We start from the raw sequence: 17411 nt of genomic DNA, 5'->3' as shown, positions 1-17411 counted from the left end.
CCCCGCCTCACCGTTTCTCCTGTGTCTACCAGCCGGTGTAGTTCACCCCGGAGCTGCGCAGGTGGTTGCCGAGCACCGTCGCGAACTCCGTCGCCCCTCTCTTGGTGGGGTGCATGGAGCTGCGGCTCGCGCAGCGCAGCCCGTCGGTGATGCAGCCGTCCCAGAGGTCACCGAAGTCGCCCGGGCCGGTCTTGGTGAACATGACGGGGTTGATCCATCTGTCGCTGTCGCACACCCCGTGCCCGGTGAACGCCGGGAGGGACTCGGCGTAGGACACCTCGAGTCCGGCGTCCCTCAGCACCCGGATCGTGTCCTTCGTCTCGTTGACGAGATACTCGGCGACCCCGTGCAGGGTCGCCCGCTCGTAGTCGTCGAAGTGCGCGCAGTTCGGCGCGGTGCCGAACACGTCCGGATAGCCCATGAGCACGATCTTTGCCTTCTTCCCGCGGGCCGCGTTGCCGTTGTCCGTCTGGGTCTCGATCCGCTGGAGGATGTTCGCGACGTTCGCCGGGTCTCCCGACACCGTCCGGTAGTTGAGCACGGCGGGGATGTCGGCCTCGAAGTGACCGTCGTCGTCGTTGCAGTTGAGGGCGTAGCACTCCGCGATAACGTCGGACCACCTCGCGTCGTTGGCGCCGACCGACAGGGCGACCAGCGTCGTGTTCTTGTTCAGGAAGCCGCTGTTGAGCTGGGCAGCCTCCCGGAACCTGCCCTCCGCGCTCCCCCGGTAGTCCGACCAGGATCCGATCGGCTGATCCATCCAGTCGTACTGCGCCACGGTCATGTCCCGCGTCCAGGCCCCGGAGCAGGCCACGAACGCGAAGTCGAGCCTCGGGTCGAAGGAGTCGGCGAGCTGGCCGATGGTCTGGGTCTCACCCGGCAGGACCGTCTGCCTGATCCAGGCGTCCTTGCTGCGCCGGCAGGCGTTCCACCTGGGGGTCTGGTACTCGAAGTCGGTCTCGGGGTAGTAGTTGCCGACTCCTTCGCCTGAGGTGATGGAGTCACCCATGGCGACGACGAAATGCTTGGGTCGCTTCGCGAGCACCTGGAAGGCGATCGCGTCCCAGGAGATGGCCGCCGTGCCGTCGCCTTCCAGGTTGAGGTTCGTCAGGGACACCTTCGGGGTCCCGGCGAACTGGAAGACGCCCAGGTTGTACCACTGGTTCTGCTCCCGGCTCTGGTTGAGGTAGCGGGTCTCCTGGACGCCGTTGCCCAGGTCGACGGTGTACGGAGCCTGCTGCGTCTCCGCACGCCGTTTCGGAATGTGGACGAGGACACGGGCCCACCCGTTGATGGCCTGGTCCGGCTTCCAGGTGCCGGTCACCTGCATCACGCCGCCGTTCCTGGACCACGTCCGCGTGTACCCGAACCACTCATGGCCGCCGAACCCGTTGCCGAGCTGCTGGAAGTCGGCCCTGGCGGGCACCCTGCCGGCGGAGTCCTGGGCGAACTCGAAGGTCAGCGTGCCGTGGTTGGTCCACCCGGAGTTGTCGCAGCCGCCGCGGATCGCCGGGACGGTGACGTCGTCGACGATCAGGACCTTCGTCGTGTCCCCGGTGACCGGTGGGAGTCCCGGCGTCAGGCACGGCGTCCACTGGTCGGTGGGCTCGACGCGTTCCGTTCCGGCCCAGGTCGAGTCGTACCGCAGTGACGCCTCGTTGCCGCACGCCGACGGGCAGGTCTTCCACGTCTTGGGCAGGTGCCACCAGCACTTGGAGTCCGCCCGCTGGCACGTGCCTGGCCTGTTGTTCGAGGGCGGCTGGCATTCGTTGTTGTCGGGTCCCGCGGAAGCCGGCACGCAGAAGGCGTTGACGTCCACGAACGACGTGTTGAGGACGGTGGGCACGACCTTGGTGCGGTCGCTGACGGCGGTCCACCAGGCGTAGTTGTACCCGCCCTCCGTGACGAGCTTGTTCGTGGCGGGGTCCAGGTAGGTCTTGGCGATCGGCCACGCCGCCCAGCCCAGCACCTTCTCCTGGTAGGGCCAGTCCTGCGGGTGCGCGGCGTCGGCGTAGCTGTTTCCGTCCAGGAACGGGTGCCGGTCCTGCCGGTACGCGGGGTTGGCGGGGTTGTTAAGCCAGCCCACACCCCACGCGCCGTTGTTCGGCTGGTTGTTGGCGTCCCGTCCCCACGCGTCGGCCTTGACGTGCCAGCCCGAGTTGTACGCCCAGGCGGCGAGATACCAGTTCTCGATCTTCGACGGGTCACCGTCGTTGATCTTCGCCATCCCGTTGGTGTCGGTCCAGATCTGGTTCCACTTGCTCGCCAGGGTGGACATCCCCGCGGCGATGTTGGTGACGTAGTCGAGGGCCACCCGCTTCTGCTTGTTGGCGTCCCACCCGGGGGCACCCTTTCTCATGTTGTCGGTCTGCTGGGAGATGCCGTACCCGCAGTCGGCCTTGGAGAAGTCGACCGCCCAGTCGTTGGTGGGGTCGCTGTCGTAGATGTTCACGCCGTAGTAGTTGCCGACGAGCGGGTTGCCGGTCTCGCCCTCCTGCACACTCCGCTGGGCCTGCCAGAGGTTGGACTCCTGCGCGAGGATGCCGAACATGATCGACACAGGGATGCGGCCGCCTCCCTGCAGGTCCGGGGCGGGGAACTCGGTCTGCGGGTTCCACCCGGGCAGCCCCGAGCCCTTCCAGTTGTTCGGGCGCGTCACCTGCAGCCGGTTCTTGAAGACGAGCTGGTCCACCGCCCACTCCACCTGGCGCCAGTGCGGCTGGTACACCTGGATCGCCGGGTCGTTGCGTGGGACGGCGCAGGTGTAGCCCTGGTCGACGGTCCCGGTGACGGCCGCGGTCACGGCGGCGCCCGCCGTCTTGGAGGTCAGCGCCAGCCGGGGGTTGGCCACACGTCCCGAGGAGGCGTCGGGGGCGAGGTCCGCGCCGGGCTGCACCTCGAAGCCGACGTCCGCCTTCGTCGCGACGACCCGCGCGGTGATGTCGACGGGCTCCCCGTCCGGCATGTCAGGGCTGACGCCGCGCTTGTCGTCGCCATGGGAGGCGGCGGGGTCCGGCCGCCCGGCGGATGGGGCGCCGGGTCCGGCGCGCAGTCCTCGCCGCGCCGCCGCCGTGATCGCCAGACCGCCCTCCGAGGACACGTCGGCCGTCGCCGGCGCGTCCAGCACCGACACGGCCTGGGGCAGGGCGCCGCGCCGCTCGGTCTTGCCCACGAGGAAGACGCGGCCGTTCGCGCCGGCGTGCACCGCCAGCTCGCCCAGGGGACCCGACGCCAGCTCCCGGGTCTCCCCGCGCAGGTACTGCCGGATCGTCACGGTCGCGCCGTCGCGCGCCGCGAAGGCCACGCCGCCGTCGGCGGTCGCGCGGAGGTCGAAGGGCACCGAGCCCGTGTCCGCGAGCTGCTTCAGCTCGCCGCCGGTCCGCACCTCCACGAGCCGCGGCCCATGCGCCGCCACCAGCGTGTCTCCCACGGGGACGGCCGAGGTGACCTGGCCGGAGGCCACGACGGCCCGGGTCACGCGCTTGGTGGCGGTGTCCACCATGAGCAGGCGCGTGGTGTCGCGCTGCTCGCTGACGCCCTGCGTGAGCGCGACCGTGTCACCGGCGCCGCAGCCCGGGTTGAAGTAGGCGAGAGTCACCTGGTCCTTGAGCTTGGTGACCGCGCCGGTCTCGGCGTCGATGATCGCGGCGAACGCGCCCCGGCTGAACAGCCAGGACCGGTTGGTGAAGTGGCGCGGCGCGTAGACGGCCACGATCTTCTTGCCGGATCCGGTCAGGCAGGCGTTGCCGATCCACTGGTCGGTGTCCATGCCGGGCTCGCTGAGCGTGGCGACGGTCCGCCACTGGTAGCCCGTTCCGGCCGTCGCCGTGAGCACGTGGAACCCGGTCGCGTCGCCGGCCGTGGTGACGGCGACATCAGTGGACTTCCGCCAGTTCGCGCCGAGCACGCGGTCACGCTGGGCCGGCTGGACGGACGATCGGTCGAGGTGTTCCGGCCGGTCCGCAGGCGGCTGGGCGGACCCCGGGGCGGCGGAGCCGGCCGGGGCGGTGGGCGCGGGGGCGGCCAGTGCGATGTTCGCGGGGGTGGTCAGTACGGACAGACAGGCGGCGATCGTGGCGCCGAGAAGCAGCAGCCGTCGCCGGTGGTGTCTCATAACGCTCCAGGGGTCGGTATGACGGGGAGACAAGGGGAGAGGAGAACCGAAGGCCGAAACCGTCACGCCGGGCGACGCCGGCCTATAAGGTCTCCGACAGCATCGCGAGACCGGCTTGACACGGGCTTGCCATTCGCGGCCGTGCGCGCGCCTCACCAGGCCCGCGCGGCCGGGGCGTGCGGCCCTCGGGGCCAGGGGCGTCAAGGCCCCGTCAAGCGAGCCCTTTCTCCCACCGCACCGTCGAGATGGGAACCTGCCCGGTCGAGATCCGCCGCAGCCGTGGCCTGACTCAGCAGCAGGTGGCTGAGCGCATGGGGGTCACCAAGGGGCGCATCTCCCAGATCGAGCAGGGCAAGATCTCCGGTCATGACACCCTGGCCCGCTAGGCCGCAGCTCAGGTCGACCCGCAGGTCAAGCGCGTGCGATGACTTTTGAAGCGGTACAGGGACGGAGCGTGATCCGGTGACCAAGGGCACTGGCGGGGACTTCGACCTCCCGCAGGTCGAAGGCATCAACCCGCACGAGACGCGGTATCTCTACACGGACATCTTCACGCAGCGGTCCTACCTGCCTGCGGGAACGACGCTGCCACAGGACGCGGTGGTCCGCGACGTGGGCGCGAACATCGGGATGTTCGCGCTCTTCGTCAAGGCGATGTGCCCCGCCCAGGTGTACGCCTTCGAGCCGATGCCTCCCGTGCTCGAGGCGCTCACCAGGAATCTACGGCGGCACGAGGTGGCCGGCGGGGCCTATCCGCACGGGCTGTCCGACCACGACGGCGAGACCGAGTTCGTCTTCTACCCGGGCTACTCCATCATGTCGGCCCAGCGCGCCCACGCCTCCACCGACCTGGACCGGGCGTTCGTCAGGGAGCTGGTGGTGCGGGAGCACGGCGGGGCGCTGGGAGAGGACGCCGACCTGCTGAACGAGATGCTGGCGCACCATTTCCGGGAGGTGCCCTACCCCTGCCCCCTCCGCAGGTTGTCCACCGTCATCGCGGAACTGGCACTGCCCCACGTCGACCTCCTCGAGATCGACGTACAGCGGTCGGAGATCGAGGTGCTGGACGGCATCGACGACCGGCACTGGCCGCTCATCCGCCACCTCGCGGTGGAGGTCCACGACGAGCCCGGCACCGCCACCGAGGGCCGCCTCGAGATCGTCCTGCGGGCGCTGCGCGAGCGCGGCTACCGCGCCCACGTGCTGCCCGCCGCCGACGCGAGCGCCGAAGGCCGCCGCATCGTCTTCGCCGGAGCCTGATCCGGAGGGCCTACCCCCCAAAGGAAGGGGATGGGTTGGCAACATTTGGCGGAGGCCGGGACGGGTGCCCGGGGAGGAAGGTAAAGACATGATCCCTTCCAAGAAGGTCCTGCGAATAACGGTCGCGATGGCGGCGACGGGCGTGTTGGCTTTCGGGCTGACGGCGTGCGGCAAGCCCGACGCGCCGGCGGCTTCCGGAAGCCCGGATGACGTCGCGGCGCAGTACCGCCAGCTGGCGGAGTGCATCCGCAAGAACGGCGAGCCGAACTTCCCCGACCCGGTGCAGGACAGCAACGGGCAGTGGCGGCTGGCGCCCGGCACGACGGCGCCGCCGGCCGCGGCCCAGTCCGCGTGCAAGTCGATCCTCGACAAGATCCCGGCCTACCAGGGGCCGGAGGGCAAGCCGGTGACCGCGGCCGATATGACGAAATGGCGGGCATGGGCGCAGTGCATGCGTCAGAAGGGCATCTCGGACTGGCCCGACCCGAACACCGACGGCAGCTTCACCCTGCCCTCCCGGCTGGGCGGCCCGTCGGGCAAGGACCTGTACCAGACGCAGTTCGACGCCTGCAAGCCGCAGCTGCCCCCGGGCGGTCTGACGGTCACGAGCAAGGGGTGAGGTTCGCGTGCACGGGCGCATCGACCAGGAGACGCAGAACTCCGGGAGGCACCAGGAAGATCGACGGCAGGAGATGCCGGTGGACGAGACGCCCGCGCGGATGAGCACGACGCCGGAGCGCCGGACGGGCGGCAGGCGCGGCCGTACCGTGCTCATGACGGTGCTGGCCCTGGCCGTGACGGGCGGCGCCGGATGGGCCGTGTTCCAGGTCACCACGACCGGAAACGCCCAGCCGACGCCCTCGCCCACGGCCGGGCTGGCGCTGGCCACCGCCAAGGTCCAGCAGGCCGACGTGGCCGAGCGGCGGCTGGTGAACGGCACTCTGGGGTACGCCGGCGCGTACAACGTCATCATCAGCCGCGCGGGCGTGGTCACCTGGCTGCCGGCGGTCGGCAGGACCGTCAAGCGGGGCAAGGCCGCCTACGAGCTCGACGGCGTGCGCGTCCCGCTGCTGTACGGCGACCGCCCCGCCTGGCGCGACCTGAAGGTGGGCGTCTCGAACGGGCTGGACGTCCTCCAGCTGGAACGCAACCTCAAGGCGCTCGGCTACGGCAAGGACCTGACGGTCGACAAGCACTTCTCCTACTCGACCTACTACGCCGTCCGCCGCTGGCAGAAGGCGGCCAAGCTCAAGGTCACCGGCCAGGTGCCGCTGGGCCAGGTCGTCTTCGCCCCGGCCGCGATCAGGATCGGCGGCTGGGACACCAAGGTCGGCGGCGTCGTGGCGCCCGGCCAGCTCATCTTCCACGGCACCGGCCAGGCGCCCGCGGTGCTGGTCCAGCTGTCCCCGGCCGAGCTGCCGCAGATCCGCGTCGGCGACAAGGTCGTGGTCACGCTGCCGGACGGCAAGACGCGCAAGGGCCGCATCAGGATCATCGGCGCGGTGGCCGTCGACGGCGACACCACCGATGCGACCGAGAGCGGAGCCGCGGCGAAATCGGTGGCGCCGGTGACAATCGAGCTGACCGGCAAGGTCCGCGGGTTCCTGGACCAGGCGCAGGTCCAGGTCTCGATCGTCACCCAGCAGCACAAGAACGTGATCGCGGTGCCGATGACGGCGCTGCTCGCCCGGCCGCTCGGCACCTACGAGGTGGTCGTGGTGGAGGGCGGCGGCCGGCGGCGGGTGCCGGTCGAGACCGGGCTGTTCGACGAGAGCACCGGCATGGCCGAGGTGACCGGCGATCTTCGGCCCGGCATGCTGGTGGAGGTGCCCGGTGACGGTTCTTGAGCTGCGTGACGTGCGCAAGGTCTACCCGGGCGAGCCGCCGGTGGAGTCGGTGCGCGGGGTGAACCTCGCCGTCGAGGCGGGCGAGATGATCGCGATCCGCGGCGCCTCGGGATCCGGCAAGTCGACCCTGCTGCACCTGATGGCCGGGCTGGACCGGCCCACCAGCGGGTCCGTGCGCCTGGACGGCCAGCGCGTCGAGGTGCTGACCGACCTGCAGCTCGCCGGGCTGCGCGCCTGGCGGGTCGGTGTGGTGTTCCAGCAGTTCTTCCTGCTCGAAGCGCTGACGGCGGTCGAGAACGTGGCCTCCGGCCTGCTGTACCGGGGCATCCCGGCCAGGCAGCGCCGCGCGGCGGCCGTCGAGGCGCTGGAGCGGGTCGGCCTGGCCCACCGGATGCGCCACAAGGTGACCAAGCTGTCGGGCGGCGAGCGGCAGCGGGTGGCGATCGCGCGGGCGGTGGTGGGCCGCCCCGCCATCGTGTTCGCCGACGAGCCGACCGGCAACCTCGACTCGGCCAAGGGCGGCGAGATCCTCTCCATCATGCGCGAGCTGAACGAGGAGGGGACGACCCTGGTGGTGGTCACCCACGAGGAGCGCGTCGCCGCCGCCTGCCAGCGCTTCATCGAGATACGTGACGGAGTGGTGGTGTCATGAACGGCCCCGTGACGGCCGGCGAGAGGATGGTGCACCAGTGAGCGACGTGCTGCAGGACGAGAAGGACGCGGTCGGGACCCGGCCGCAGATCAAGCGCAGCAGGCTCCGGCTGTACGACCTGATCCCCACAGGCACGCTGGGCCTGCGCACCCGCCGGACCCGGGCGGTGCTATCGGCGCTGGGCATCGCGATCGGCATCGCCTCGATGGTCGCGGTGCTCGGCGTCACCCACTCCAGCGAGTCCCACCTGCTGGCGCAGCTCGACCGGCTCGGCACCAACCTGCTGACCGTGGTGAACGGCGACGACCTGGGCGGCACCGAGGTCGCGCTGCCCGCCACGGCCGCGCCGATGCTCCGGCGGATCTCCGGGGTCCTCGCGGTCGCGCCCACCGCGCAGATCAGCACCGCTCGCGTCTACCGCAACGACCAGATTCCCACCGGTCAGACCGGCGGCCTGGCCGTGCGCGCTACGGACGCCTCGCTCCTCGACACCCTCCAGGGGTCGCTGAAGCTCGGGCGATTCCTCACCGTGGCGGACGCGCCGGTGACCGTGCTCGGCCACGACGTGGCCAGGCAACTGGGCATCGTGCGGCTGGACGCCGGCACCCGGGTGTGGCTGGGCGGGCACTGGTTCACGGTCGCGGGCATCCTCGATCCGTTCACCCTGGCGCCCGAGGTCGACCGGTCCGCGCTCATCTCCTTCGCCGCGGCCAAGGACCTGCTCGGCTACGACGGTGCGCCCAGCCGCATCTACGTGCGTACCGACCCGGACCAGGTGACGCAGGTCGCCGACCTGCTGGCCCACACGGCCAACCCGGCCAACTCCTTCCAGGTCAAGGCGAGCCGGCCGTCCGACGCGCTGACCGCGCAGATCGCGGTCAAGCAGTCCTCCGGCGCGCTGTTCCTCGGGCTGGGCGCGATCGCGCTGCTGGTCGGCGCCATCGGCATTGCCAACGTCATGGTGATCTCCGTGCTGGAACGCCGGGCGGAGATCGGGCTGCGCCGCACTCTGGGCGCCACCCGGGTGCACATCGCCGCCCAGTTCCTCACCGAGTCGCTGGTGCTGTCCGCGCTGGGCGGGTTCGGCGGGGTGCTGATCGGCTCGGGGGTGACCGTGGGCATGGCCATGGCGCAGGACTGGGGGATCGCGATCCCGCCCGTCGCGATCGGCGGCGGCTTCGGCGTGGCGATCGTGTCCGGAGTCCTCGCCGGGCTCTACCCCGCGATGCGCGCCGCGGCGCTGTCTCCGACCGACGCGCTGCGTACCACCGGCTAATCCTCCACCCGGAGCTGGTCGGCGGAGAGCGCCTCACCCAGCGGGACCAGACCGCACTGCAAGCCGAAGATGGCAGCTTGCGTGCGGTCTTGGAGTCTCATCTTGGTGAGGATGCTGGAGACGTAGGACTTGACCGTGGTCTCGCTCAGCGACAGCGTCCGGGCGATCTCCCTGTTCGACTGCCCGCGCGCCAGCGCCGCCAGCACGTCCCGCTCGCGCGGCGCCAGCATCCGCAGCGGATCCTCCTTCGCCGGGCCGTCGTCGTCGCGAACCCGCTGGACCAGCATCGCCGCGACCGGCGGGTCCAGCACGCTGCCACCCGCCACGGCTATGCGCACCGTCTCTACCACCCGGTCTACCGCGCTGGTCTTCGACAGGTACGACAACGCGCCCCCGCGCACCGCCTGCAACGCCACCTCGTTTTCCACGAACGAGGTCAGCACGATCACGGCGGGCGGCGCCGGCTGCTCTCTGAGCCGTTCCAGCACCTCCAGGCCGCCCATGCCGGGCATCACCATGTCCAGCAGGACAACGTCGGGCCGCAGGCTGTCGATCGCCTCGAGCGCGCCGTGCCCGTCCGCGCGCTCCCCGACCACCTCGATGTCCGCCTCGTCCTCCAGGACGTAACGCAATCCCTGGCGAACCACCTGATGATCGTCCACGATCAGTACCCGGATCATGTTTCCTCCGCCGGAATCCGTACCCGCACCGTCGTACCGCTGTCCGGCGCGCTCACCACGTCGATGACCCCGCCGACCTCGATGACCCGCTCGCGCATCATCTCCAGGCCCATCCCGTGCCGGTCCTGGTTGCGCTCCCTGTCGAAGCCGCGGCCGTAGTCGCGGACCACGATCTCGACGTCCTCGCCCTCCTGGGCCAGGCGCAGCTCGATCCGCCGGGCACCGCCGTGCCGGGTCGCGTTGCTCAGCGCCTCCTGCACGATCCGGAGCACGGCGTGCTCGGCACCGGGTCCCAGCCGCACCTCCTGCAGCTCGGTGTCGACCGTCACGCCGAGCCGCACCTGGAATGCCTCGCACAGGTCGCGCAGCGTCGCCACCAGGCCGGCCTCCTCCAGCGCGATCGGCCGCAGCTGCAGGAGCATCGCCCGCATCTCCCGCATCGTGTGCTCGACGGTCGTCACCATGGACTCGGCCTGCTCCTGGAAACGCGAGCTCTCCGGCAGCGTGCGCCGCAGGCTGCGGGCCACCAGGCTTAGCGAGAACAGATCCTGCGAGACCGAATCGTGCAGCTCCCTGGCGATCCTGGTGCGCTCTAGCCGCCGCGCCTGCGCCCCGGCCAGTTCCCGTTCCACCCGGCCGGCCGCCACCAGCCGCTCGGCCATCACGTTGAAGCCCTCTTCCAGGCGGCCGATCTCGTCACCGGCCGAGACGGGCACCCGGGCCGTCAGGTCCCCGTCGGCCATGGTCGCCGCGCCGGCGGCCAGCCGCTGGATCCGTTTGATCAGCTTGCGAGTGCTCAGCAGCCCGAACACCAGGCACCCCGGGACGAGCACCACCAGCGCGAGCCCGGCCGAGACCGGTCCCGCCCGGTTGTCGCCGTCGGAGGCGACGTCCACGACCGGCCCGCAGTCGGTGGCGCTGCGGTTCTGCAGGTAGACGACCCCGATCACCTGCCCGCCCGCCACCACCGGGTTGATCGCCCAGCCGACCTCTTTGCCCGATAACGTGATCGCGCCGGTGCGCGCCCGCGTGCCCGGCGACACCCCGGGCGGCGTCGACCCCGCGTCGTAGACGGGCGGCTCCGACGCCTGCACCAGCCGCCCGTCCAGGCCGGCCACCGCGCGCACCACATCGCCATCGGCCGGCGGGCCCGCGGCCAGCCAGCGGCGGGCCACCGCCGCCAGTGTCTCTGGGCCGGACCGGCCGTCCTGCTGCCGCGTCAGGTCGTCGGCGAGCAGGCTCAGCCCCGCGGCCTGCCCCGCCCCGAGGAGCCCCGCGCGATCCTGACGCGTGCAGCCGTTGCTGGTCTGCACGGTCACTTTCGTGTTCATCACGCTGGGGACGACGAAACCGGCGATTCCCCCCGCTACCAGCGCCGACATGGCGGAAATTACCACGTATGACATGGCTATCCGGGAGCGAAGCCCATAGCGGGAGGACATCCACCATCTCCAACAGAAGACCTGTCCCAGCAGATAGGGGATCTTGGTGCCTACGCCCACATGCTAGCTTTTCTGCTGGCTTTGAGAAGATGGACCGCTCCGACCGGGACCGCCGCTGCGCACGGGACTTCCGCAGGTCGCGGGTAATGTTGAGCGCTTGAGCCACCGGTCCGTGCCGTCATGCCGGGCCCTGAACGGCTTGCGACCGTGAACCACCCGGTAGTTGTCGATGAAGCAGAACTCACCACTTTCCAATGACATGTCGAACATGTTCTCGTCCATCTGCTTCATCGCCTGGGTGACCCAGCTCGCGGTCGGGTGGGCGGTGGTGCCGAGCACGCGGACGCGCCTGGTGGCGTGCTCGATGAGGGCCAGGATGTACTGACGCTGCCCATTGAGGGTGGCGGTCTCGATCAAATCGCAGGCCAGAAGCGCGTCCGCTTGGGAACGCAGGAAGTCGGCCCATGTGGTGGACGCCCGCTCGGGTGCCGGATCAAGACCTTCCTGTTTGAGGATCTCCCAGACTGTGGACGGAGCGATCTTGATGCCGAGCGTGGTGAGCTCGCCATGCACCCGCCGATAAGGATGAGCGCGCGTATGGAGCGGACGGTTGGCGGGCGCCCAGGGTGCTTGGAGCGGCAGGTGCGGGCGTGACGCTGTTTCATCAGATCGCGGTGCCAGCGCAGGACGGTTTCCGGACGGACGAGGAGCCGCAGCCGGCGCAGGACCCCGCGGGGCAGCGACGCCAGGAGTGCGGCGAGAAAGGCCCGGTCTTCCGGGGCGAATCTCACTCTGGTGTCGGCGCCGAGTCGCCGTTCAAGGACGCTGATCTGGTGACGCAGGGCGAGAATCTCGACATCCTTGTCCCGATCTCCCAACGGCAGCAACCGCAGCGCCGCGAAGGCGTTCGTGACGGCGAGATAGGCCAGGCGAAAGAGCACGGCCAAACATCATGCCGCACTCGCAGCCCTCCCTGACGGCCAGAGATCACGCCAGGCGAAGCCATAGCCAAAGCCGTGACCTGGGCGGATGACATTACCGGCAGGCGCAACGTCGCCGCGGCATCGACCTCGTGTTCGAGCGGACAGACGTCATCGAGGCGCCCGCGGACGGCGACGACGTCGAGGGCCCCGCGCCGGCGGGCGGCTGTGACGCCGGCGCGAGGGCGTGCCGTGCGGTGTCCGGACGTCGAGCGAGCGCTCGCCGGCGCTGACGACCGGAGGCTTCATGAATCCCGGCGGCGATACCCGAGCAGGGCGACGGCGATAAGGACGATGGTCCAGGCCGTAAGGAGCAGCGCGCCTTGCGCCGGTGTCACCGCGCTCGCATTGTCGGCTACCGGGAACCACATGGCGAATCCGGCGCTGTCCGGTAGGTACTTCGCCGCAGGGGTATGGTCGCGCAGGAGCGGTCCGACGATGAAGAAGTATCCCAGCAGGATGACGACTGCCGCGAGGGTCTGACGCACCAGGGCGCCGACGGCTGCGCTGATCAACGTCGTGAGCGCAAGATAAGCGGTCACACCGCTTAGCGCCGCCGCAACATGACCTGAGGTGACGGGCACAGCCGCGTCGCCGAGCGCAGCAGCCGTGAGCACGACTCCGGACGCAGCGGTGATCGCCGCTGCGGGAAGCACGACGATCGCCAGCGCGAGGTGCTTGGCGGAGAGCTGGAGGGCGCGGCGTGGCATCGCGGTCAGCGTGGTGCGGATCTGCCCGCCGGTGTACTCGGAGCAGGCGGCCAGGACGCCGAGGATGACGAAGCCGGCTTGCGCGTAGCTGATCGAAGCCAGTCCGATGTCAAGGGCACTCTTGGTGCCGGTCGAACCTTGGAGACCGGCGATCGTGAACGCGGTCGCGAGGATCAGATTCACTGCCAGAGTGCCTCCGAGCGTGAGCCAGGTCGCCGGAAGAGAGAGAAGTTTCGACAGTTCCGCCGCGAGCGCCTGGGCTGCTTCCCGGGCATGGGTGCGAGTCGCCAGCGTAGGGATAGTGGTCATGCGTCCCTCCGCGTGAACGCGATGGCGGCGATCACGAGCAGCACCGTCACCCAGGCGGTCATGACCAGTCCTCCGGTGAGCGGGCTGATTTCGACGGTGTTGTCGGCGAGCTTCCGAATGAACATACGGACCCCGGCCATGTCGGGCAGGTAGTTCGCCAGCGGTGTGATCTTCGTGAGCAGGTAGGTGACGGTGACGACTGAGGTATTTGCGATGAGCACCGCGAGCGGAATGACCCCGTGGCGGGTGAGCACGGTGATCCCGAAGGCGAGGAGCGCGGTGTACACCCAGTAGCAGACCACACCGACCAGCCGCGGAACATCGTCCGCCCCCAATGCTGGGGCGCGCTCGCCGAGCACCACCTGGACGACGCCCATGGTGGTCGCTGCCGCGGTGATCGCGAGTAACGCGCTGGTGATTGCGATCGTGGATATTTTCGCGAGCAGGAATCGGAGGCGGGAGGGGACGGCGGTCAGGCTGGTGGTGACCTGACGCCCGCCTCCGGATTCCGCGCTCTCGGTGAAGTACTCGCTGCTGATACCGACGACGCCGAGGATGATCACCCCCACCACGCCGAAAGCCAGCTCCTGATAGCCGGTGTCGACCCCGGCGAGGGTCTTTGCGCCGCGGGTGATCGCGCCAAGGGTCGCGGAGGCGGTGATTCCGGCGATCACACTCGGCACGAGCACCCCAGCCGCCAGCGCGATCCACACCGAAGGCAATGAGGCGAGCTTCGAGGCCTCTGCCGCGAGCGTCCTCATAGTGAACCACCAGTGGTGAGGGCGAAGAACGCGTCCTCAAGGGTGCGGTATGAGCCAGTGACCTCGTCGAGGGTGCCATCCGCCATGACCTTGCCCTCGTTGATGATCACGACGTCATCGACCGTTTCCGCGAGTTCTCCCATCAGGTGGCTGGACAGCAGCACGGTTCGGCCGGACGCGGCGCGTTCGCGAAGGAAGGTCCTCATCCACCGGATGCCGTCCGGGTCCAACCCGTTCACCGGCTCGTCCAGGATCAGAATCTCCGGGTCTCCGAGTAGCGCCGTCGCGAGCCCGAGGCGGCGCCCCATGCCCATTGAGTAGCTGCCGACCCGCTTCGACGCCGCGTTCGTCAGGCCCACGATCTCGAGCACCTCGTCGACACGCGCACGCGGCAATCCCGCGGAGCGGGCCACCCACCGCAGGTGCGCCTGGCCCGTCCGCGCCCGATGCGCACCGGAGCCGTCCAGCATGGCCCCGACCGTACGGAGCGGATCAGGAAGCCATACGAACGGAACAGAACCGATGAGCGCCGTGCCGGATGTCGCCCGATCCAGGCCCAGCAGAATGCGCAGCGTGGAGCTTTTGCCCGCCCCGTTCGGGCCGAGGAACCCGGTCACCCTTCCAGGGCGGCCCTGGAAACTGATGCCGGTCAGAATCTCTTTGGAGCCTCGCCGCTTGACGAGGTTCTCGATCGTAATCATCTGCACATGGGAACTCGGAGCACGACCTCCGGTCATCGGGCTGAAGGCGGAACTTGGTCCCGCAGCTCAGACCCAGGCCTCTCAGACCGTGGACCGATGCCTTGTTCACCGGGGAGTCCTTAGACTTGGAGGGTGGAGGCGGCGGGCGCACTTCCAGAACGCAGGCGGCGGGTCTGGCCACTGGCCATCGCCATTCACGTCGTGCTCTTACTCGCCCTTCTCGCGGTAAGCCGCGAAGGCGCTGCTGCGGTCGTCCTTCCGGTCGTCATCGCCGCGCTGGCGTTGACGGTCACCGTGTGGGCGCTGTTTCTTGCACGGCGGCAGCGGATGGCGTACGAGGCGCGGCTGACAGCGTGGGCCGGCGAGCGTGCGGCACAGGCGGAACGACTGCGAATCGCTCGCGAACTGCACGACATCGTCTCCCACGGCCTTGGCCTGATCACCGTTCGGGCAACCACGGCACGTTATCCTGGCGCAGAAGACGACAGCGCTGCGGCGCTGTCGGATATCGAGCGCATCGGACGGCAGACCACGACGGAGCTACGCCGCATGCTCAACGTGCTGCGTGACTCAACTGATATGGCCGCACCTCTGCGGCCCGCGGAATCGCTCCACGACCTGCCGGCCATCGTCGAGGATGCCGAGAGAGCAGGCCCGACCGTCACTCTCAAGCTCGGCGAGATCGACGACATCAGCTCCGGGGCCCAGCTCGCGATCTGCTCCGTCGTGCGTGAAGCCCTCACGAACACCGCTCGGCACGCTGGACCCACTAGCGCGAACGTTTACATCCGTCGCGATGGCGGCTGGATCGTCACGAGCGTCTGGGACGAAGGGCGCGTCGACGGATGGACCCCTCACCCGGGATCGGGGCATGGGATCGAGGGGCTCAGGGAACGCGTCACCGCGATCGGCGGGACCTTTCAAGCCGAGCACGTCGAGAACGGGTTTCGCGTCACTGCCCGTATCCCTGAGGCTCGAACGCCATGAACGACCGCGAAACCCCGATTCGGGTTGTCATCGCCGACGACCAGCCGTTGCTGCGTCACAGCCTCGCCGCGGTCATCAACGCCAATCCTGATATGACAGTGGTCGGCGAGGCGGGCACAGGCGATGAGATCGTCAGTCTCAGCGCCGAGCTGCGTCCTGACGTCGTACTCATGGACATCCGGATGCCGGGCACCGACGGGATCGCAGCCACCCGCCGCATCATGACCGACTCACGCATCGGACGCGTGAAGGTCATCGTTCTCACGATGTTCGAGCTTGACGAGTACGTCCGCGCCGCCCTCCAAGCCGGTGCCAGCGGCTTTCTCCTCAAGGATTCCCACCCCGACAAACTCCTTGACGCGATCCGCCGAACTCATCAAGGCGAATCACTGTTTGCTCCGAGAGTCCTTACACGCCTCATCGAGGCGTACATCGCGCAGCCCCCAGGCGCCAAGCCGGCGAGCCTCGAGGCTCTCACCGAGCGGGAGACCGAGGTCCTCACCTTGGTCGGTCACGGGCTCTCCAACGACGAAATCGCGGCGAGGCTCACGATCTCGGTCAAGACCGTCAAGACACACATCGGCAACCTGTTGAGCAAACTCCAGGCACGAGATCGCGCGCACCTCGTCATCGCCGCCTACGAGGGCAACCTCGTCCAGTCGACGCGCTGAATAGGCCTGACTCGCAGGACAGCGACGGCTCTTATACAGGCGGCCCATGGCGCGACGCCGAGCCCCCGCCGCCGCCTGCGCCCGCGGCGGCCGACGTGCGAAATCAGTCGACAAGGAGTTGATTGCTAGCAAGCTCCTGGTAGAGCGGGCTCTCCTTCATCAGATCATCATGGGTACCTTGTGCCGATACACGACCCTCGTCAAAGACGATGATGGAGTCACCATCCCGGACGGTCGCAAGGCGGTGAGCCACGATCACTAGGGTGCAGTCGTCCACTGCCGACTCGATCGCCTGGCGAACGAGCATTTCCGTCCGTCAATCGAGATTCGCCGTCGACTCGTCGAGGAGGAGTCGGGGCCGTGCCAGAAGCGCGCGTCCGACGGCAAGTCGCTGACGCTCTCCGCCCGACAGGATCGCACCGAACTCTCCAACTGAAGTGTCCAGTTTCATGGCCGAAACCCGGACCTTATCCCCCAGGTCGAGCGCCCCAACCATCGGACTTCGGCATCGGATTCTTCCATGATCGGGCACAGGTCGGGCACCCGGTAGATCGTTTAGATCCCTTGCATCTCACCGGACTCCGAAGACGATTAAAACCGAACACCTCACAGGCTTCGCCCCCCTTCCTACGGCACGCTGGCGGTGAAGAACACGTCAAGGGCGTCCAGGGCAACAAGGAGGGTGAGGGTGACGATCCGGGCCAGAAACCCGACAACCAGCGGACGAATACTCCGTAGGGCTGGTTCGACTGCTCGACCTGGGCCAGGGCATGCCTCCCGGGTCCCCGGCAAAGTCGGTTACCGATTGATCACCTCTTCTCGAGGATTGCGAGGGGGCCGGGTGGCGTCTCGGGCGAGGCGGCGGATGGCTTCGGCGGGGTATTCATGTCCCGGCGCCGTTCCACCAGGTGGCACCTTGTACGGAGTGCCGCGCCCAGGGCGTGGCCGCCCGCCGCGATGCCCCGCGTCCCCGGATCTCGCGAGGTAAGGTCCAGGCCAGTGACGCGATCATGCGCCGACG

Annotated in this window: 18 protein-coding genes; 9 read left to right on the top strand and 9 right to left on the bottom strand. The window is 69.0% G+C overall.

The annotated features are described in order from the left end of the window. Positions 1-25: 25 nt before the first annotated feature. Positions 26-4114 (bottom strand): hypothetical protein, encoded by a 4089-nt coding sequence (locus N5079_RS06815; protein ID WP_261582697.1) that lies wholly within the window; start codon positions 4112-4114, stop codon positions 26-28. A gap of 245 nt (positions 4115-4359) precedes the next feature. Here N5079_RS06815 and N5079_RS06810 point away from each other — a divergent pair, with 245 nt between their 5' ends. The 6 genes from N5079_RS06810 (at position 4360) to N5079_RS06785 (ending at position 9149) form a co-directional block, all read left to right on the top strand. Continuing rightward, the gene (locus N5079_RS06810; RefSeq protein WP_261582695.1) at positions 4360-4500 is read left to right on the top strand and encodes a helix-turn-helix domain-containing protein; all 141 of its coding nucleotides are present in this window, start codon (positions 4360-4362) and stop codon (positions 4498-4500) included. Positions 4501-4576: 76 nt separating this feature from the next. Further along, positions 4577-5374, top strand: coding sequence for an FkbM family methyltransferase (locus N5079_RS06805; protein WP_261582693.1), 798 nt, complete (start codon positions 4577-4579; stop codon positions 5372-5374). Positions 5375-5462: 88 nt separating this feature from the next. After that, positions 5463-5993: a hypothetical protein gene (locus N5079_RS06800; RefSeq protein ID WP_261582691.1), complete on the top strand. Its 531-nt coding sequence runs from the start codon at positions 5463-5465 to the stop codon at positions 5991-5993. A gap of 7 nt (positions 5994-6000) precedes the next feature. Further along, on the top strand, positions 6001-7221 hold the full coding sequence (locus tag N5079_RS06795) for an efflux RND transporter periplasmic adaptor subunit (protein WP_261582689.1): 1221 nt from the start codon (positions 6001-6003) through the stop codon (positions 7219-7221). Beyond that, positions 7208-7873: an ABC transporter ATP-binding protein gene (locus N5079_RS06790; RefSeq protein ID WP_261582688.1), complete on the top strand. Its 666-nt coding sequence runs from the start codon at positions 7208-7210 to the stop codon at positions 7871-7873. The genes N5079_RS06795 and N5079_RS06790 overlap by 14 nt, the downstream gene beginning before the upstream one ends. 37 nt (positions 7874-7910) lie before the next feature. Beyond that, on the top strand, positions 7911-9149 hold the full coding sequence (locus tag N5079_RS06785; protein WP_261582687.1) for an ABC transporter permease: 1239 nt from the start codon (positions 7911-7913) through the stop codon (positions 9147-9149). Here N5079_RS06785 and N5079_RS06780 read toward each other — a convergent pair. The 3 genes from N5079_RS06780 to N5079_RS06770 all read right to left on the bottom strand — a co-directional run bounded on the left by N5079_RS06780 (position 9146) and on the right by N5079_RS06770 (position 11844). Beyond that, on the bottom strand, positions 9146-9829 hold the full coding sequence (locus tag N5079_RS06780; protein ID WP_261582685.1) for a response regulator: 684 nt from the start codon (positions 9827-9829) through the stop codon (positions 9146-9148). The two genes, N5079_RS06785 and N5079_RS06780, sit on opposite strands and share 4 nt — an antisense overlap. After that, positions 9826-11211 carry a sensor histidine kinase gene (locus N5079_RS06775; RefSeq protein WP_261582684.1) on the bottom strand — a complete coding sequence of 462 codons (1386 nt, stop codon included), beginning with the start codon at positions 11209-11211 and terminating at the stop codon, positions 9826-9828. Before N5079_RS06775 ends, N5079_RS06780 begins: the two co-directional genes overlap by 4 nt. A 123-nt stretch (positions 11212-11334) precedes the next feature. Beyond that, positions 11335-11844 carry a TauD/TfdA family dioxygenase gene (locus tag N5079_RS06770; RefSeq protein ID WP_261582682.1) on the bottom strand — a complete coding sequence of 170 codons (510 nt, stop codon included), beginning with the start codon at positions 11842-11844 and terminating at the stop codon, positions 11335-11337. A 77-nt stretch (positions 11845-11921) separates the two neighbouring features. On the opposite strand from N5079_RS06770, the gene N5079_RS06765 reads away from it, so the two are divergent. Then, on the top strand, positions 11922-12248 hold the full coding sequence (locus N5079_RS06765) for a hypothetical protein (RefSeq protein ID WP_261582681.1): 327 nt from the start codon (positions 11922-11924) through the stop codon (positions 12246-12248). Between the two features lie 248 nt (positions 12249-12496). Here N5079_RS06765 and N5079_RS06760 read toward each other — a convergent pair whose 3' ends face one another. From N5079_RS06760 to N5079_RS06750, 3 genes are read right to left on the bottom strand one after another with little or no spacing between them, the layout of a single operon-like run. Next, positions 12497-13270, bottom strand: a complete 774-nt coding sequence (locus tag N5079_RS06760) for an ABC transporter permease (RefSeq protein ID WP_261582680.1) — start codon at positions 13268-13270, stop codon at positions 12497-12499. Continuing rightward, positions 13267-14031, bottom strand: coding sequence for an ABC transporter permease (locus tag N5079_RS06755; protein WP_261582678.1), 765 nt, complete (start codon positions 14029-14031; stop codon positions 13267-13269). The genes N5079_RS06760 and N5079_RS06755 overlap by 4 nt, the downstream gene beginning before the upstream one ends. Beyond that, positions 14028-14732, bottom strand: coding sequence for an ABC transporter ATP-binding protein (locus N5079_RS06750; RefSeq protein ID WP_261582676.1), 705 nt, complete (start codon positions 14730-14732; stop codon positions 14028-14030). The genes N5079_RS06755 and N5079_RS06750 overlap by 4 nt, the downstream gene beginning before the upstream one ends. 132 nt (positions 14733-14864) lie before the next feature. On the opposite strand from N5079_RS06750, the gene N5079_RS06745 reads away from it, so the two are divergent. Continuing rightward, positions 14865-15719, top strand: coding sequence for a sensor histidine kinase (locus N5079_RS06745; protein ID WP_261582675.1), 855 nt, complete (start codon positions 14865-14867; stop codon positions 15717-15719). After that, complete coding sequence (locus tag N5079_RS06740; RefSeq protein ID WP_261582673.1) at positions 15716-16390, top strand: response regulator; 675 nt, start codon at positions 15716-15718, stop codon at positions 16388-16390. Before N5079_RS06745 ends, N5079_RS06740 begins: the two co-directional genes overlap by 4 nt. Positions 16391-16493: 103 nt before the next feature. On the opposite strand, the gene N5079_RS06735 is transcribed toward N5079_RS06740, so the two are convergent. Together N5079_RS06735 and N5079_RS06730 are read right to left on the bottom strand one after the other, a co-directional pair. Next, a complete protein-coding gene (locus N5079_RS06735; RefSeq protein WP_261582671.1) occupies positions 16494-16697 on the bottom strand; it encodes a hypothetical protein in 204 nt (67 codons plus the stop codon). 9 nt (positions 16698-16706) lie between these two features. Next, positions 16707-16841, bottom strand: coding sequence for an ATP-binding cassette domain-containing protein (locus N5079_RS06730; RefSeq protein WP_261582670.1), 135 nt, complete (start codon positions 16839-16841; stop codon positions 16707-16709). Positions 16842-17411: the final 570 nt, after the last annotated feature.

The organism is Planotetraspora sp. A-T 1434 (genome assembly GCF_025420585.1).
GTDB lineage: Bacteria > Actinomycetota > Actinomycetes > Streptosporangiales > Streptosporangiaceae > JAOEGB01.
Note: the sequence above shows the minus strand (reverse complement) of the source record. Positions and strands in the feature narration are given on the sequence as shown.

Coding starts and splice junctions, on each gene's coding strand:
- N5079_RS06815 (WP_261582697.1), bottom strand. CDS start 4,114: ATGAGACACCACCGGCGACGGCTGCTGCTTCTCGGCGCCACGATCGCC.
- N5079_RS06810 (WP_261582695.1), top strand. CDS start 4,360: ATGGGAACCTGCCCGGTCGAGATCCGCCGCAGCCGTGGCCTGACTCAG.
- N5079_RS06800 (WP_261582691.1), top strand. CDS start 5,463: ATGATCCCTTCCAAGAAGGTCCTGCGAATAACGGTCGCGATGGCGGCG.
- N5079_RS06780 (WP_261582685.1), bottom strand. CDS start 9,829: ATGATCCGGGTACTGATCGTGGACGATCATCAGGTGGTTCGCCAGGGA.
- N5079_RS06775 (WP_261582684.1), bottom strand. CDS start 11,211: ATGTCGGCGCTGGTAGCGGGGGGAATCGCCGGTTTCGTCGTCCCCAGC.
- N5079_RS06760 (WP_261582680.1), bottom strand. CDS start 13,270: ATGACCACTATCCCTACGCTGGCGACTCGCACCCATGCCCGGGAAGCA.
- N5079_RS06755 (WP_261582678.1), bottom strand. CDS start 14,031: ATGAGGACGCTCGCGGCAGAGGCCTCGAAGCTCGCCTCATTGCCTTCG.
- N5079_RS06750 (WP_261582676.1), bottom strand. CDS start 14,732: ATGATTACGATCGAGAACCTCGTCAAGCGGCGAGGCTCCAAAGAGATT.
- N5079_RS06740 (WP_261582673.1), top strand. CDS start 15,716: ATGAACGACCGCGAAACCCCGATTCGGGTTGTCATCGCCGACGACCAG.
- N5079_RS06735 (WP_261582671.1), bottom strand. CDS start 16,697: ATGCTCGTTCGCCAGGCGATCGAGTCGGCAGTGGACGACTGCACCCTA.
- N5079_RS06730 (WP_261582670.1), bottom strand. CDS start 16,841: ATGAAACTGGACACTTCAGTTGGAGAGTTCGGTGCGATCCTGTCGGGC.